Source organism: Parabacteroides sp. AF17-28, assembly GCF_003479205.1.
GTDB lineage: Bacteria > Bacteroidota > Bacteroidia > Bacteroidales > Tannerellaceae > Parabacteroides > Parabacteroides acidifaciens.
Window position 1 is genome coordinate 58335 of record NZ_QUGV01000016.1, and the last position, 15311, is coordinate 73645.

The 15311-nt window shown below is 47.3% G+C and carries 11 protein-coding genes; 3 read left to right on the forward strand and 8 right to left on the reverse strand.

The window, feature by feature from the left end:
• Window positions 1-22 precede the first annotated feature (22 nt).
• Complete coding sequence (locus DWW90_RS12705; RefSeq protein WP_122345244.1) at window positions 23-589, reverse strand: cob(I)yrinic acid a,c-diamide adenosyltransferase; 567 nt, start codon at window positions 587-589, stop codon at window positions 23-25.
• Between the two features lie 72 nt (window positions 590-661).
• Here DWW90_RS12705 and DWW90_RS12710 point away from each other — a divergent pair, with 72 nt between their 5' ends.
• Window positions 662-2080 carry a sialate O-acetylesterase gene (locus DWW90_RS12710; RefSeq protein ID WP_122345245.1) on the forward strand — a complete coding sequence of 473 codons (1419 nt, stop codon included), beginning with the start codon at window positions 662-664 and terminating at the stop codon, window positions 2078-2080.
• Here the strand turns inward: DWW90_RS12710 and DWW90_RS12715 are convergent.
• From DWW90_RS12715 to DWW90_RS12745, 7 genes are all read right to left on the reverse strand, one after another.
• Entirely contained in the window at window positions 2052-3377 is a 1326-nt protein-coding gene (locus tag DWW90_RS12715; protein ID WP_122345246.1) for a cobyrinate a,c-diamide synthase, read from the reverse strand. The genes DWW90_RS12710 and DWW90_RS12715 overlap by 29 nt on opposite strands.
• Window positions 3378-3488: 111 nt before the next feature.
• Window positions 3489-4316, reverse strand: coding sequence for a 3-methyl-2-oxobutanoate hydroxymethyltransferase (panB, locus tag DWW90_RS12720; RefSeq protein WP_122345247.1), 828 nt, complete (start codon window positions 4314-4316; stop codon window positions 3489-3491).
• A gap of 48 nt (window positions 4317-4364) precedes the next feature.
• Window positions 4365-6248 carry a TonB-dependent siderophore receptor gene (locus tag DWW90_RS12725; RefSeq protein ID WP_122333389.1) on the reverse strand — a complete coding sequence of 628 codons (1884 nt, stop codon included), beginning with the start codon at window positions 6246-6248 and terminating at the stop codon, window positions 4365-4367.
• 92 nt (window positions 6249-6340) lie between these two features.
• The gene (gene nikR, locus DWW90_RS12730; RefSeq protein ID WP_115501144.1) at window positions 6341-6742 is read right to left on the reverse strand and encodes a nickel-responsive transcriptional regulator NikR; all 402 of its coding nucleotides are present in this window, start codon (window positions 6740-6742) and stop codon (window positions 6341-6343) included.
• 92 nt (window positions 6743-6834) lie between these two features.
• Complete coding sequence (locus DWW90_RS12735) at window positions 6835-8445, reverse strand: SusD/RagB family nutrient-binding outer membrane lipoprotein (protein WP_122345248.1); 1611 nt, start codon at window positions 8443-8445, stop codon at window positions 6835-6837.
• Between the two features lie 12 nt (window positions 8446-8457).
• Complete coding sequence (locus tag DWW90_RS12740; RefSeq protein ID WP_199662198.1) at window positions 8458-11763, reverse strand: TonB-dependent receptor; 3306 nt, start codon at window positions 11761-11763, stop codon at window positions 8458-8460.
• Window positions 11764-12001: 238 nt separating this feature from the next.
• A complete protein-coding gene (locus DWW90_RS12745) occupies window positions 12002-13027 on the reverse strand; it encodes a FecR family protein (protein ID WP_115501147.1) in 1026 nt (341 codons plus the stop codon).
• 144 nt (window positions 13028-13171) lie between these two features.
• Between DWW90_RS12745 and gpmA the strand changes: the two genes are divergently transcribed.
• Window positions 13172-13918, forward strand: a complete 747-nt coding sequence (gpmA, locus tag DWW90_RS12750) for a 2,3-diphosphoglycerate-dependent phosphoglycerate mutase (protein ID WP_122345250.1) — start codon at window positions 13172-13174, stop codon at window positions 13916-13918.
• Window positions 13919-13992: 74 nt separating this feature from the next.
• Window positions 13993-14544 (forward strand): RNA polymerase sigma-70 factor, encoded by a 552-nt coding sequence (locus DWW90_RS12755; RefSeq protein WP_115501149.1) that lies wholly within the window; start codon window positions 13993-13995, stop codon window positions 14542-14544.
• The last annotated feature ends 767 nt before the right edge of the window (window positions 14545-15311 follow it).

Consider the following 15311-nt stretch of genomic DNA (forward strand, 5'->3'; position numbering starts at 1 on the left):
TTACTTACAAGATACAAGTATACTACTTTTTCCGCTTATACAAAAACGATTGCCAACGTTCTTCGGCATTTCCCTGGCGAAACATTTCGTAACGGGCCATGATGAAGAGCAGATCGGAAAGGCGGTTTACGAATTGAAGGATTTCCGGCGAAACGGGATCTTTCCTGTTCAAGGTCCAGAGACGGCGTTCGGCACGGCGCATGATCGTGCGGGCCAACTGCAAATGAGCCGAAACCGGCGAGCCGCCCGGCAGGATAAAATAGCCGTTATCTTCCATCTTCGCCGACAGGTCGTCGATCTGTTGCTCACAGAAAGCGACCAGGTCTTCGGACAGGGCGTTCGGATTCTTGTCCCGGATGGCAGAAGGGGTTGCCACGTGCGACATCACCACCATCATCTCCCGTTGTATCTTCCCCAGCAGATCGTGCCACTCGTGTCCGGCGGGAAGCAGCGCACGGACGACGCCTATTTCGGCATTCACCTCGTCCAACGTTCCGTTCGCCTCTATCCGGATGTCGTCCTTATCCACTCGTTCGCCCCCATGAATACCGGTGCGTCCTTTGTCTCCTCCACGTGTATATATCCTCATTTTTATCAATTTTGATAAGTACTGTGACAAATATAAACATTATCTTTGACTATTGTATTTAATCTAATTCTCATGAAAGCAAATCTGATTCCCGCACTCTGCCTGTTATGCTGCATAACGGCAAATGCCAAAGTAAAATTACCGCAATTGTTAAGCGACCATATGGTACTCCAACAGCAGGCCGATGCACGTTTATGGGGAGAAGCGGCCCCCAACAGTACAGTAACGATCCGGGCCTCCTGGACAAACCAGCCCGTTGAAACGAAAGCGGACGCCCAAGGGTTCTGGAACACGGCCATCGGTACGCCGAGCGCAAGTTTCACCCCACAGACACTGACGATCAGCGACGGAGAGCCCGTGACGCTCCACGACGTACTGATCGGCGAAGTATGGTTCTGCTCCGGGCAGTCCAATATGGAAATGCCGTTGAACGGTTTCGACAAATGCCCGATATACGACTCCAACAATGTGATAGCCGACGCCCCGAACCATTCGGGAATCCGGGTCGCCACGATCGAGCGCAAAAGCGCCCTCACCCCGCAAACATACGCAAACGGGGAATGGAAAGAACCGACAACCGAGAATGCGCAATGGTTCAGCGCCACCGGCTACTTTTACGCACTGGCCCTGCAACGGACACTGCAAGTCCCGGTCGGTATCATCAACTGTTCCTGGGGCGGTTCGTGTGTGGAAGGCTGGATGCCGGAAGAGATACTGAAGGACTATAAAGACATCGATCTCAACAAGGCTAAGGAAAAGGAATATAGCTGGACGCATCCGATGATTATGTATAACGCACTGCTCTACCCCTGCCGGAACTATACGATAAAAGGATTCGCCTGGTATCAGGGATGCAGCAACGTAGGACGCGCCGATACATACGCAGACCGCATGGCAACGATGGTCCGTCACTGGCGCTCGATCTGGAAAGAAGGCGATATCCCATTCTATTATGTGGAAATAGCACCTTTTGCCTACAACAACAAACCGGAAGCAATCGACGGCGCCCTGCTCCGCGAAGCCCAGTTCAAGGCACAGGCACTGATCCCTAACAGCGCCATGATCTCGACAAACGATCTGGTCGAACCCTACGAGGCCCCGCAGATTCATCCGCAAAACAAGAAAGACATCGGCGACCGCCTCGCTTATCAGGCTTTAGCCAAAACATACGGCTATAAAGGGATTGTGGCAGACAGCCCGTCCTACAAAGAGATGCAGGCGAACGGAGATAAGATTACCGTCCGTTTCAACCATGCAGAAAAAGGATTCAGCCCGTGGGTCGACATCGAAGGTTTCGAGGTTGCCGGACAGGACAAGGTGTTCCACCCGGCCAAAGCCAAATTTGGTTCCGCCCCGAACGAGATCGTCGTATCATCCCCGAAAGTAAAGAAGCCCGTTGCCGTCCGTTACTGTTTCCGTAACTTCCAACCGGGCAACCTGAAGAACTATCGTAACCTGCCGGTTATTCCTTTCCGTACAGATAGTTGGTAAACCATTCGTTTCCGGCCGGGTCCGCCCAATAAAGATGTGTGTATCCGGCCAGTACATTTTTAAGACGATAAAGCGGAGTATCCGTTTCCACTCCTTTGGCCGTATAAGCGACTGCACAGGATGGAAGCGGATTCTTTTGTTCCGCCAGGCGGGAATAATGAAACTCGTGTCCTTTCAGCCGGAAATCCTTATATAATAAGGTACGGTAGCCCAGGCGCAGTTTCATGTTTTCCATCGTAGCCGATTGGTGCAGAACCCCGGCCATCGTATATGCAGTCCCATCCTTATCCCGTATCCCATCCGAGAGATACATCATTCCGCCGCATTCCGCCAGCAAACGTCCTCCCCCTTCGGCATACCGGCGGACAGATTCGAGCATCGGCTTATTTGCCGATAACGTGGCAAGATGCAGTTCGGGATAGCCGCCGGGGAAATAAACGAAATCGGCTGCCGGCAAGGAAGCGTCTTTCAACGGACTGAAATAAACGACTTCACCCAAGTCATGCAGGTAACGGATATTTTCTTCATAGACAAAATTAAATGCGGCATCGCGGGCAACGGCGGTACGGAGAGGAAGATGACACACCCTCTGCCCCTTCTCGAGAGGGGAATGAATACTTTCCGGCACATTTGTCAGTTCCAGCAGGCGGTCGATATTTACATGTTTCTCAACAAGCTCCGCCACGCGGTCGGCAAACTCTTCGAAGCAAAAATCCTCATCCAGCGAAAGCCCTAAGTGACGGTTAGGAATCTCCACATCCGCACGTTTGGGAAGATAGCCCAACGCCTCCACTCCGGCATCTTCACAGGCTTGTTTCAAAAAAGAATAATGATTTTCCGAAGCGACAAAATTAAAAACTGCCCCGACCACCTTTATGCCTTTATTAAAATGCTTGAAGCCATACAGCAAAGGAGCGACGGAATAGGCCGTACTTTTAGCATTCACAATCAGCACAACCGGTATCTGCAACATACAGGCAATCTCGGCGCTGCTTCCCTGCATCCCGTCATAACCGTCAAAAAGCCCCATCACGCCTTCGGTCACTGCCACATCCGTTCCGGCCGTATAGCGGGCATATAAATCCCGCACGTGCAGCTCCGACATCATATACCGGTCCAGATTTATCGACGGACTGCCGGCCGCCATCCTGTGATGCCGCGTGTCGATATAGTCCGGTCCGCACTTAAAAGGCTGCACCCTGAGCGAACGGTTCTTCAAGGCACGAAGCAGCCCGAGCGTAAATGTCGTTTTCCCGCTTCCGGAAGAGGCGGCGCCGATTAGGAGGTGAGATTGCATAAATAATGTGCTAATTTAATAATGTGCCAATATGCCAATAAAAAAATGCGCCAATATGCAAAAAAGTAACTCCATTGGCATATTGGCACATTGAATAATTAATAAATTATTTTAGTATTGTTCCTTCTCGTTCGGGAAGTCCTGGGTCTTTACATCTTCGATATAGGCTTGCACCGCACGGGTGATTTCTTCGGCCAGGTTTGCATAACGGCGCAGGAAACGGGGAGAGAATCCCTGGTTGATACCTAACATATCGTGCATAACCAAAACCTGTCCGTCCACACCTCCACCGGCACCAATACCGATCACCGGGATTGTCAGTTCGGAAGCCACCTGTGCAGCCAAAGCAGCCGGAATCTTTTCCAGAACGACAGAGAAGCAGCCGATATCTTCCAGCAAGTGGGCGTCTTCGATCAGCTTTTTCGCTTCCGCTTCTTCACGGGCGCGAACGGTGTAAGTCCCGAATTTATTAATCGATTGAGGCGTCAACCCTAAATGTCCCATAATAGGAATACCGGCACACAGAATACGTTCGACCGATTCGCGTATTTCCGAACCGCCTTCGAGCTTGATACAGTCGGCATGCGTCTCCCTCATCACACGGATGGCGGAAGCCAAAGCCTCTTTCGAGTTACCCTGATAAGTACCGAAAGGAAGGTCTACAACAACCAGTGCGCGCTTCACAGCTTTCATCACCGATTTGCCATGATAAATCATTTGGTCCAGCGTGATCGGCAGTGTCGTCACGTTTCCGGCCATTACATTGGAAGCCGAATCGCCAACCAAGATAACGTCCATACCTGCCTGATCGATCAGTTGAGCCATCGAATAATCGTAAGCCGTCAACATGGAGATCTTCTCCCCGCGTTGTTTCATCTCAATCAGGCGATGGGTCGTCACCTTTCTATTATCCTCTAAATCCCTCTTTGCAACTGACATAATGATTTTTATTTAAATGTTACAGGGCGCAAAGGTATGTAAAATGTTTTAGAAAGTAACATCTATTCCACCCATAAAGGTTGCTTTAGGCATTGGGTAACCGTCATTAATAGTATAGCGGGTGGCAGTCAGATTCTCCCCCTTAACAAAGAGATTCAACCCCTTGTCGCGTGTACCGAAACGATAGGAAGCGCGGGCATTCAAAACCGTATAATCTTCTTTGCGGTTGTCTTCCGGCTTGCTTCCCACATTCGTGTACAAATCGAAAATAGACTGCACACTCAGATTAAGAGTAAACCGTCCGGGCATATAAGTAGCACCGGCAAAAAACTTATGGGCCGGAGCTGCCACGATATCCTTATTCATATACAGATAACTGTAGTTCATATCCAGGCTCAGATTATTCAATATCTGATAGCCGGTCTCAAACTCGATCCCTTTATTATAAAAGTGTCCGATATTCGACATCTGGCGGTCTACCACCGAGATCATATCTTTCCCTTCAATATAAAAGGCTGTCAGTTCCGCATGCAAACGATTATCCAAAAGGCGCTGCCCGATCGATAGCTCATAGCTCAACATACTTTCCGGTTTCAGATCAGGGTTTGCCTTTGAATAAGGCAGATAAGAGATATACAACTCACGTAGTGTCGGGCTTCTGTATCCTTTCGAAAAGGAACCTTTGATCGTGTTTCCTTCGAACGGGCGAAGCGCAAAACCGGCCTGCGGAACCCATTCGCCGCCATAAGCGCTGCTATGCTCGTAGCGCACACCGGCATTCAGGCTCAGGATATCAAACAAATCCTGCTGCATGATTGCATAACCGGCCACTTCATGGACCGACTTATCGACCACCTCTCCAATCGCACCTTTGATCGTATCGTTCCAGGCATGTCCGCCCCAGTTCTTATAATCGACACCAGCTGTGAATGTATTTCCCTCTACCAGTCGGAAAGACTGGTACAACTGGATTCCCGTATTATGGTCGTCCGAATAGAAAAGGAACGAACGGGGATCTGCATTTGGCGCATGTCCGTCGTTGATTTTATGGTGGCCCCAGTTATAGAAAACACGCAGAGCGCCGCTTGACTTCTCATGATGGTTCTCCAAAGCAAAAGAGGTGGTACCACGAAGAATGTGCATCACATGATCCAACAGCGGACTGGTGATCGTACCCGGATCTTCCGTATTATATTTGGCTAAGCTTAAATCACCCGTTACTTTATAATGGTCGTCGATCTTATATCCCAGATTCAAAAAACCATTTGTAATATCGAACTTGGAGTCGGCCCGGTGGCCATCCGTACGATCATGGTTCAGCGAGATAAAACTGCTGAAGTTGCCGACGTTATAGCCATTATTGATCATATATTTCTGTGTATTATACGACCCCATCATAACACGCGCCTGTGTACGGCGGCCTTCCTGCCTGTGTTGGCGGGTGATAATATTGACAACCCCTCCCATCGCATTGGAGCCATACAACAAAGAGCCCGGACCCCGGATCACCTCTACTCTTTCGACATCGGAAGCCACATAAGTATCAGGCAACGAATGGCCGAAGACACCCGCCCATTGCGGCTGTCCGTCAAACAACATCAGGACTTTATTCCCCTGTCCGACTCCACGAATATTCACCGTACCTGCCGAACCGGAAGAAACCCCGAATCCCGTGATCCCTTTTTCCGTCACAAACAAGCCCGGCACACGTTCGGACAACACCGGCAACAAAGCCGATTCGCTGCTTGCCTCTATCTGATCCCGGTCGATTACCGAGATAGTCAACGGCACGCTACTACGATTCACCTGCACCCTATTGGCCGAAATCACAACCCCCTGCAAGTTGATCAAGCTGTCGATTGCCGCCGGATCGGCAGCAAAGGCTAAAGAACTGAGCATTAACCCGGAAATAAGTAAAACTTCTTTTTTCATATATTCAAGTTGACTATTAAAATTCAAATAACAACACCGCAAAAGTAGCACATCTTTCACAAATCGTGTTACGCGACAGGCAAAAAATATATCTAATCCGCCCGGCTCATAACCAGTTTACCATGTTTGATTCCCTTTATCGTTGTCAACCGGTCGGACAGTTCAGTCAAACGATTAGCCGTGCCCATCACGGTCGCGATGTGCAGACAAAAGTTACGATTGATGTAATATTGGGAAGAGGACAGGATCACGTCCTGGTAATTCTGTTGTATATCGGCAATCCGGGAAGCAATCTCCTTCTTTACCTGGTCGTACATGATAATAATCGTACCTGCCACGATATGATTGCATTGCCATTTCTGCTCAGCGACATTCTTCTCCACCAGGAAACGGATCGCTTGCGAACGATTGGCAAAGCCATTTTCGCTCACATACCGGTCCAACGATTCCAGCAGGTTATCTTCCAATGAAACTCCGAAGCGCTTTAACGACATACACAACTGTTTTATAGAATTTTCGGGCGTAAAGATAGTATATTTTTTATAATAACAAAAAGAGGGTGTCAAAAACACCCTCTTATCAATTCTTAAAAGTTCCGGCCGGTATCCCACCACAGACGTGTACCACCTGTATCCGGGCCACCCAATGCCTGAGTCAATTGTCCGTATTGAGTCGGATTATCACTGATCAGCGCCTGCGGATAGAACAGACGACGGATCATGATATCCGTATCGATCGATCCACCACTGTTATTGACTGCGACCTTAAACAGTTTCGGATATCCGGTACGCCGTTGTTCCGTCCAGGCTTCACAACCTTCCGGATAAATGGCCAGCCATTTCTGTGTAATGATCTTTTCCAGTTTCTGTTCGTTGGAAAGGGCATTATCCCATTTGGGAGTCACTGTCGATTCAGCCTTTGCATCAAACTTCGCGTCGAATGCGTCTTTATAATCTGCAGGTGTTTTTTCACTTTCCAGATATTCGGCAGCACTGCCGGCGCCCCACTGTGCAAAAGAAGTTTCAACACCTTTCTTATAGTATTCACCCGCATCCCCGGATATATAGCCACGCAAAGCGGCTTCGGCACGCAGGAACCAGACTTCGGCGGCTGTCAGCAGAATCGCATCCGTATTCTGGGCAACCGTACTGGGTGAATGGTCTTTGTATTTATTATGCGTAACCCCCGTCCCCTGGCGGACACCCTTATAAGTTCCGGCGATATTGAACAAAGCGCCTTCGGAACCACCCGCAGCCGGAGTAAAATACTTAGAGATACGCGGATCGTCATAGCCCACCAAAAAAGACTCCATACTTGCATTCATAAATACTTCGTGCCATCCCTTATTAATTTCTCCCAACGGATTGGTGAATCCGCTCGTCGAAGCGTTTACAGCAATTACGTCTGTCGGCGCTTCAAGCACGCCGCCTTCATCCGATAAAGCTTTCTTTGCCTCTTCAGCAGCTTTCGACGGGTCTACATTAGACAAACGCATGGCTAAACGCAAACGCAGAGAGTTCGCAAACTTGATCCAGTCGCCGTATGTCTTATTCGGCGTCAAAAAGTCCGATTTGGCAAACAGATTTGTCTTCGGATTAGCCGCCACATACGTACGGATTGCCGTCAAAGCCTCGTCCAAATCCGTAAAGAATGCATAATACGCAGTCTTCATATCATCCGGTTCGGAACCGGTACTTTCACCATAGTTCGTATAAATCAGCGGTCCGTAGATATCGGCAATACGATGCATCAATTCCACTTTCAGGATTTTTGTCACACCCAGAAATTCCGGCTTGTCGGCATTTCTCCGTTCCGCATTCTTGGCGGCAGTCATTATATATCCGTAAGTGTATGTCCAATTAGAAGATGTCCAGCCGTCATTCAAATGATACGTGGAGTTATTGCTATTGAAACTACCGTTCATATCATGGAAATAACCGGAAAACATATCCGCTTCCAAATTCTGCATGGTCTGGAAAGGCCAGTTCTTACCGCCACCCCAGTCATAGTTGAAATAGATACCCTGCTCAACAACCGTGATCGGCAAAGTATAATACATATAATCATACGATTGAAGATCTTCGGTAAAACCGTTTGTTTTTGTGTTCTGCGATTCGAAATCTTCCGTGCAAGCCATCAAGCCCGCCACTCCTGCGACAAAGAATGCTGCTATATATTTGTTGAATTTACTTTTCATGATACTCTTTTTTTAGAATGAAACCTTCAGATTAAAACCTAAACTCCGGGTAGTCGGCATACCGAATACATCCACACCCTGGCAACCGTTACCGCTCGACAAGCTGGCATCCGGATCAAACGGAGCGTCTTTGTAGAAGAAGAACAGGTTGCGGGCTACGAATGAAAGCTGAGCTTCCTGGAATACTTTTGATTTTTCCATCAGTTTCCTCGGGAACGTATAACCCAAAGACAACTCACGCAAGCGAACGTTTGTCGCATCGTACATATAGTATTCGGAACATCCGTTACGTCCGCCGACACGGCTATAGAACGCCTCTATGTTTTCTTTTCCTATATGTGTGCCTTCCAGATCCACAAAACCGGCTCTACGGGCATCGGCAGTTGCCTGCGACACACCTTTGGAATCCAGGTCAGCCTGTGTTACAGACAATACATCGCCACCAAAACGACAATCGATCAGGAAATATAAAGAGAAATCCTTATAGGTAAAAGTATTGCTCCATCCCAGTAAAGCATCCGGATTCGAATTACCGATCTTCACATTATTACCGGTAATTACGTTCGGCAAATTGTTTTCATCATAAACGATCTTACCGGCCTCATCACGCTCGAAAGCATTTCCATAGAGATCGCCCAGCGAGCCGCCTTCTTTGATACGCATCATATACATCATGCTAAAGCCCTCGTCTCCATAAGCGAACGATTTCAGTTCAGGATGCAGTTTAACCACTTTATTCTTATTGGTAGAGAAGTTGAAAGATGTTTTCCAACGGAAATCGTTCGTCATGACCGGAGTAACTCCCAATGTCAGTTCAACACCTTCATTCTGGATGTTACCGGCGTTCACATAGTAATATTTATAAGGTGAACCGGCAAACGACGGCATTTTCAGCAACTGGTTCTTGGTATTGGTTCTATAATAAGTGAAGTCCAGATCCAAACGATAGTTGAAGAACTTCCATTCCGTACCGACTTCCCAAGACGTACTCAATTCGGGTTTCAGGTTGTCGAAAGCGGCAGCCTCGTTCACAATGATCTTACCGCCCGCGCCGATCATGTCGACAGGGTTACTTACGTATAAAGGTATATCGTTACCGACTTTTGACCACGAACCTCTCAACTTGCCGAAGTTGATCCATTCCGGCATATCGAGCGTATTGTTCATAATCCATGACAAACCGACAGACGGGTAGAAGAAACCTTTGTTCTTATGCTTGGTGAACGCCAGTGTGGAAGACCAGTCATTACGGGCCGTCACGTCCAGATAGAGGCTTTCTTTCCAACCGACCTGTGCCGTTGCAAATATAGACTGGAGCGTACGGCGCTGGTTGATGATTTCATCACAGGCAGCCGATGTATTCATATTGATATTCGCAACCGTAAACACATTCGGATAATAGAGGGAAGCGGTTTTGGAATCCAGGCGCAATTCGTCGACACGCGTACTGTTGATACTGGAACCTAAAGCGGCGTTCAGCGACCAGTCGTTCCATTTCTTGTTGACCATGGCCATCACGTCTCCGTAGAGCAGCATTTCCGTATGGTTCAGGTCGATATAGCGTCCGTTCGTACCGGCAAGATCGACGGATGTCGTTGCATACATCTTCTGCTGGAACTTGTCATTGGTATAGTCGACATTACCACGGGCCTGTATCTTCAACCAATCTGTAACGGTCAATGCAGCCGTCAGCGAAGCCAATGCACGGTAACGTTTGTCACGGCTTGTCACACGGTTTACCAACCAATACGGGTTCTGTTCGAAGCTGGTGATATCCGTGTACCAGTTCTGTATCGGCATATTCCGTCCGAAATCGTTTGTTTCGTAACCGTCCTTATACGGTGTGATATCTTCGCCACGCGGGAATCCGTACAAGCCGACCAACGGGTTCATGTAATAACCGCCGGAAGTCGGACGGTTCTTGATTGACTGCGTCATCAAATTGACATTTGCATCGATATTCAAGCGGTCATCGAAGAACTGCGCCGTTTCGCGGAAATTCAGGTTATGCTTCTGCAGCTTGTTCTTTTCGACAACACCGCTCGCACTTGTATTGGCATAAGAGAAATAAGTCTGCAATTTATCGTTACCTCTCGTCAGGGACAAAGAGTTGATTGCCGTCACGCCATTCTGGAAGAAATCGCCGGCATTGTCATAATCTTTCAGATTGCCTTTTTCGCCCCAGCTCAGGTTATCCTTACGACCATATTCGTTCTGGAACTCAGGCAGGCTGATTGCATGATCGACTGTGAAGTTGGAAGAGAAAGTGACGCGCTGCAAGCCGGCTTTCCCTTTCTTTGTCGTGATCAGGATCACGCCGTTGGCTGCCTGCGAACCGTAAAGAGCAGCGGCAGAGGCTCCCTTCAGAATACTCATACTCTCGATATCATCCGGGTTCAGGTTGGATATACCGTCACCGGAGTCACGGTTACCGGCGTTGTTCGTACCTCCCATAGCAGAAGAAGCCTGCTCGCTGATCGAGTTCAACATCGGAACACCGTCGATCACATATAAAGGCTGGTTGCTTGCGTCTGCATTGGCTGAACGGACACCACGGATGGAAACCTTTGCCGAACCGCCCAGACCGGAAGAGTTCTTGTTGATCTGTACACCGGCAGTCTTACCGGCCAACGCAGTGATCATGTTCGGGTCTTTGGCACGTGTCAGCTCGTCTCCTCCCACCTGCTGGCTCGAATAGGTCAGGGAAGCAGCTTTCTTTTTGATACCCATAGCCGTCACGACTACTTCGTCCAGCTTCTGTGTGTCTTCCGACAATGTTACGTTAATAGTCGCTTGTCCGTCATACTTCAGTTCCTGCGAGTCAAACCCGATATAGGAATACACCAATATGGCGTCGGCCGGGACATTGTCAAGTGTATAATTGCCGTCCACATCCGTGATAGTTCCGTTTGTCGTACCCTTCACCAGGATATTGGCTCCGATCACCGGCTCATTGTTTTTGTCGACAACCACGCCCGTTACCCGCTTGCCCTGCTGTTGCATAAGGTCTATCGCCTCTTTCTTGTTCAGGATGATTTTCTTATTTACGACTGTATAGGCGATATCACTGTTTCCGAACATCTTGTTCAGGACGTCGAAGATATTCTTTTCGTTTACACTGACAGAAACTTTCTTGTTTATATTGACAACGTTTGCATCATATATAAAGGAGAAATCCGTCTGGTTTTCTACTGCCTCCAGCACGTTGGCGATCGTACTGTTCGACATATCCAATGACAAAGTAGTATTCTGGGCATACGAATTATTTGCGACTGCAATGCCGAGACTTAAAAAAAGAAAGACTACACTTAATCTCATAACTACTGGTATTTTTCGGAAAAGATTGAAACTTTCCTTCCCTAGAATTTCTAAGGTTACAATTTTATTCATATTTTTGTGATGCTTATTATTTATAATAAAGTTATTTATGAGCTGCGTCAACAGCTTTTTCGACTTTTCATGCGGGGGAATGCGTCAACATTCTTCCGTATGTTTTTTTACCTTCTTTTATTTCTTCATGGGCAGACGATTTAAATGGTTATACACTCTCTATTTCTTATTTTGATATTTCGATTACGGATATCTGCAAGGTGCTGTCATCATTCATCACCGGCTTCTTTATCTTATAGGAGATACCGGAAGCGAGTTTGAGATATTCCATTACCTGTGGTAACTGTTCGTCTTTGAAACGTGCCGTGATAATCGAGTTCAGGACCTCATCATCTTTCACATCGAACTTCACGTTATAATGTCGACCTAACATTTTCAAAACCTGTCGCATCGAATGATTGCGGAAGATAATCTCCCCGTTTATCCAGGCCGTATCGTAATCCGTATTAACGGAAGAGATATTCAGTTTGCAGGTCGACTTCATAAATTCGGCTTTTTCGTCCGGCTTCAGAAGTTGCGAAATCACCTTGCCGTTTTTCTGGCCGATATTCAGCTTTACAGAACCTTCCACCAATGTTGTCCCGATTGTTTCGTCGTCCCGGTAAGCCGACACATTAAACGTCGTCCCCAACACCTCTACCGAATAAGCTGGATTGACTTTTACGATAAAAGGTTTTTCAGGATTTTTCGTCACCTCGAAATAGCCTTGTCCTGTCAGCTCCACCTGCCGGTTTTCTGCCCGGAACTTTTGCGGATAGTTCAATGTACTTCCTGCATTCAGCCAGACCTTTGTCCCGTCGGGCAATTCAAAACGGGAAACCACTCCGGGGTTGGTGCGCACTTCGACCATGCGCACCCTTTCATTTCCCAGCTGCATAAACAAATATGCAGACATGATCAATACCGGAATGAATAACACCGCAGCCACTTTTTGTAATAAAGACAAACTCCTATACAACCTAACTTTTTTATTTTGCTTACGTACTTTCGATTTAAAACGAACCAACGCCATTTCCGGATCTACGGATTGCATGACATGCAGGCGATCCGTCACTTGCAGTGTAAAATACAACTGCTCCAGTACCTTTTCATTTTCGGGCGACTCTGCCAGCCATGCTTCCACCCCGGCCTGTTCGCTTTCGGTTTGAACCCCGTCCAGATACTTGATTAATATGTTTTCGTCTATCGTCATCTTTTTTTTCTGTTTCTATAACTAATACAATCCAGCGAAAAGATGTACTAAACGAAAATGCATTTATTTTTCGGGAATTTGTAAAATCTTTTCCTCCGCCTCATTTGTTATACTTAAAATCAATCAGTTATAAACAGAAAGAATATGAAAAAAATAGTATTACTCCGCCACGGCGAAAGCGTTTGGAACAAAGAAAACCGTTTTACAGGATGGACAGATGTAGATCTGACCGAAAAAGGCATACAAGAGGCTACAAAAGCCGGCGACCTGCTGAAAGAAAAAGGTTTCAGGTTCGACAAAGCCTACACTTCCTATCTGAAACGCGCCGTCAAAACCCTCGATTGCGTCCTCGACCGGATGGACCTGGACTGGATTCCGGTAGAAAAAAGTTGGAGGTTGAACGAGAAGCATTATGGTTCGTTGCAGGGATTGAACAAAAGCGAAACGGCCGAGAAATACGGTGACGAACAGGTCCTGATCTGGCGAAGGAGCTACGACATCGCCCCTAATCCGCTGAAAGAAGACGATCCGCGCAACCCGCGCTTTGAACTCCGTTATAAAGATGTACCCGACAACGAACTGCCCCGCACCGAATCGCTCAAAGACACGGTGGAGCGAATTTTGCCTTACTGGAAAGAGGTGATCTTCCCTTCCCTCGAAACCTCCGACGAGATTCTGGTCGCAGCCCACGGAAACAGCCTGCGCGGGATCATCAAGTATCTGAAGAATATCCCGGACAATGAGATCGTACATCTCAACCTGCCGACTGCCGTACCTTACGTATTCGAGTTTGACGACAACCTGAATCTTGCGAACGATTATTTCCTCGGCGATCCGGAAGAGATCAAAAAACTGATGGAGGCAGTAGCCAACCAGGGAAAGAAAGCATGACCAGAGCCCCCTATTTTGAATAAGTTTCATTACTTATTCAAAATAATTCGTTAAGTTTGCAAGAAAAACACCTTGTGACCTGCAATAACGAAGAAACTATACATAAACTAAACGCCGGTGACGAACAAACGTTCGACACTGTTTATAAGCAATATTACAGAGGACTTTGTGCCTTTGCGTCCCAATATGTATCCGAATATGAGGAAATCGTGCAGGACGTAATGATGTGGCTATGGGAGAACCGCATCCTCCTGAATCCGGAGATGTCCCTGAAATCCCTGCTCTTCACCATGGTCAAGAACCGTTGCCTGAATAATATCACTCACAATCAAATCAAACAACAGGTCCGGGAAAAGCTGTACGACAAATTCAAAGACCAGTTCGAAGACCCCGACTTTTACGTTGAAGGTGAACTGATCGCTTTGGTAACCAAAGCGATCCGGGAGCTCCCGGAAGACTACAGGGAAGCATTCGAACTGAACCGTTTCCACCATCTTACCTACAACGAAATAGCTGAACGCACCGGTGTCTCCTCCAAAACAATCGCCTATCGCATCTGCCAGTCGTTGAAAATACTCCGCACGGAGCTAAAAGATTATATGCCCTTACTGCTTTTCTTAACGTAGGTTACGTTTTAAGAAATAATGAGCTACCTCGTTCCCGCGCTCCGACGCGGGATCGCAAAATAGCCTGCGGCACGAGTAGAGATATACAGGCATGCATCTCTACAGACCCATAAATCATCATTTACCAGTTTAGGTTAAAACCTGTTCCTTTGCGATCCCGCGTCGGAGCGCGGGAACGGGATGGTTCAGTTCTGTCAAGTTTTGAACCTCCTGCAAATCTGATGAATATTACAATAACCCCCTTTTTTGCCGTTTTTCTATTTCGTCTGAAATCTTGATCGATTTTGGATTGACTTTTTTTGCGGTTTAAGCTCCTCTTTCTGACAATAGGAAAAACGAGGTGCGCAGTCCATTTCGAAAAGTATGCAATTTGATTACCGAAAACCAGAAACGCCGACAATGTGATAAAGCTTAACTCCCGGAGAATCGAATATTTGAAAATAAAACGGACGGCGTTCCAAATATCCCAAGGAAATTCAGGTGCTTTTTTGCCCTGAAAACGGTCCTCTTTTCAATTAGGACGGTCATAATCGCCATTACGACCGTGCTAATCTTCGCGAGGTGCCGAGTGCACTACACATTAGCACGGTCGCAATGGCAAAGAGGACGGTCATAATTGCGGAAAACACTCAAAAAAGGCGAAAAAGTCCCTTTTTGAGGTCAAAAAAGTAGATTAACATTTGTTTTGTTTCGGATGTTTTTCGAACCTGAAAAATGCGTTTTATACAATAAGTACCCTTAAACAAGGAACAACAGACAACAAACTT

Excerpts from the sequence above, each read along its gene's own strand:
- DWW90_RS12735 (WP_122345248.1), bottom strand. The coding sequence starts at position 8,445 with ATGAAAAGTAAATTCAACAAATATATAGCAGCATTCTTTGTCGCAGGA.
- panB (WP_122345247.1), bottom strand. The coding sequence starts at position 4,316 with ATGTCAGTTGCAAAGAGGGATTTAGAGGATAATAGAAAGGTGACGACC.
- DWW90_RS12740 (WP_199662198.1), bottom strand. The coding sequence starts at position 11,763 with ATGAGATTAAGTGTAGTCTTTCTTTTTTTAAGTCTCGGCATTGCAGTC.
- DWW90_RS12725 (WP_122333389.1), bottom strand. The coding sequence starts at position 6,248 with ATGAAAAAAGAAGTTTTACTTATTTCCGGGTTAATGCTCAGTTCTTTA.
- DWW90_RS12710 (WP_122345245.1), top strand. The coding sequence starts at position 662 with ATGAAAGCAAATCTGATTCCCGCACTCTGCCTGTTATGCTGCATAACG.
- DWW90_RS12715 (WP_122345246.1), bottom strand. The coding sequence starts at position 3,377 with ATGCAATCTCACCTCCTAATCGGCGCCGCCTCTTCCGGAAGCGGGAAA.
- nikR (WP_115501144.1), bottom strand. The coding sequence starts at position 6,742 with ATGTCGTTAAAGCGCTTCGGAGTTTCATTGGAAGATAACCTGCTGGAA.
- gpmA (WP_122345250.1), top strand. The coding sequence starts at position 13,172 with ATGAAAAAAATAGTATTACTCCGCCACGGCGAAAGCGTTTGGAACAAA.
- DWW90_RS12705 (WP_122345244.1), bottom strand. The coding sequence starts at position 589 with ATGAGGATATATACACGTGGAGGAGACAAAGGACGCACCGGTATTCAT.
- DWW90_RS12745 (WP_115501147.1), bottom strand. The coding sequence starts at position 13,027 with ATGACGATAGACGAAAACATATTAATCAAGTATCTGGACGGGGTTCAA.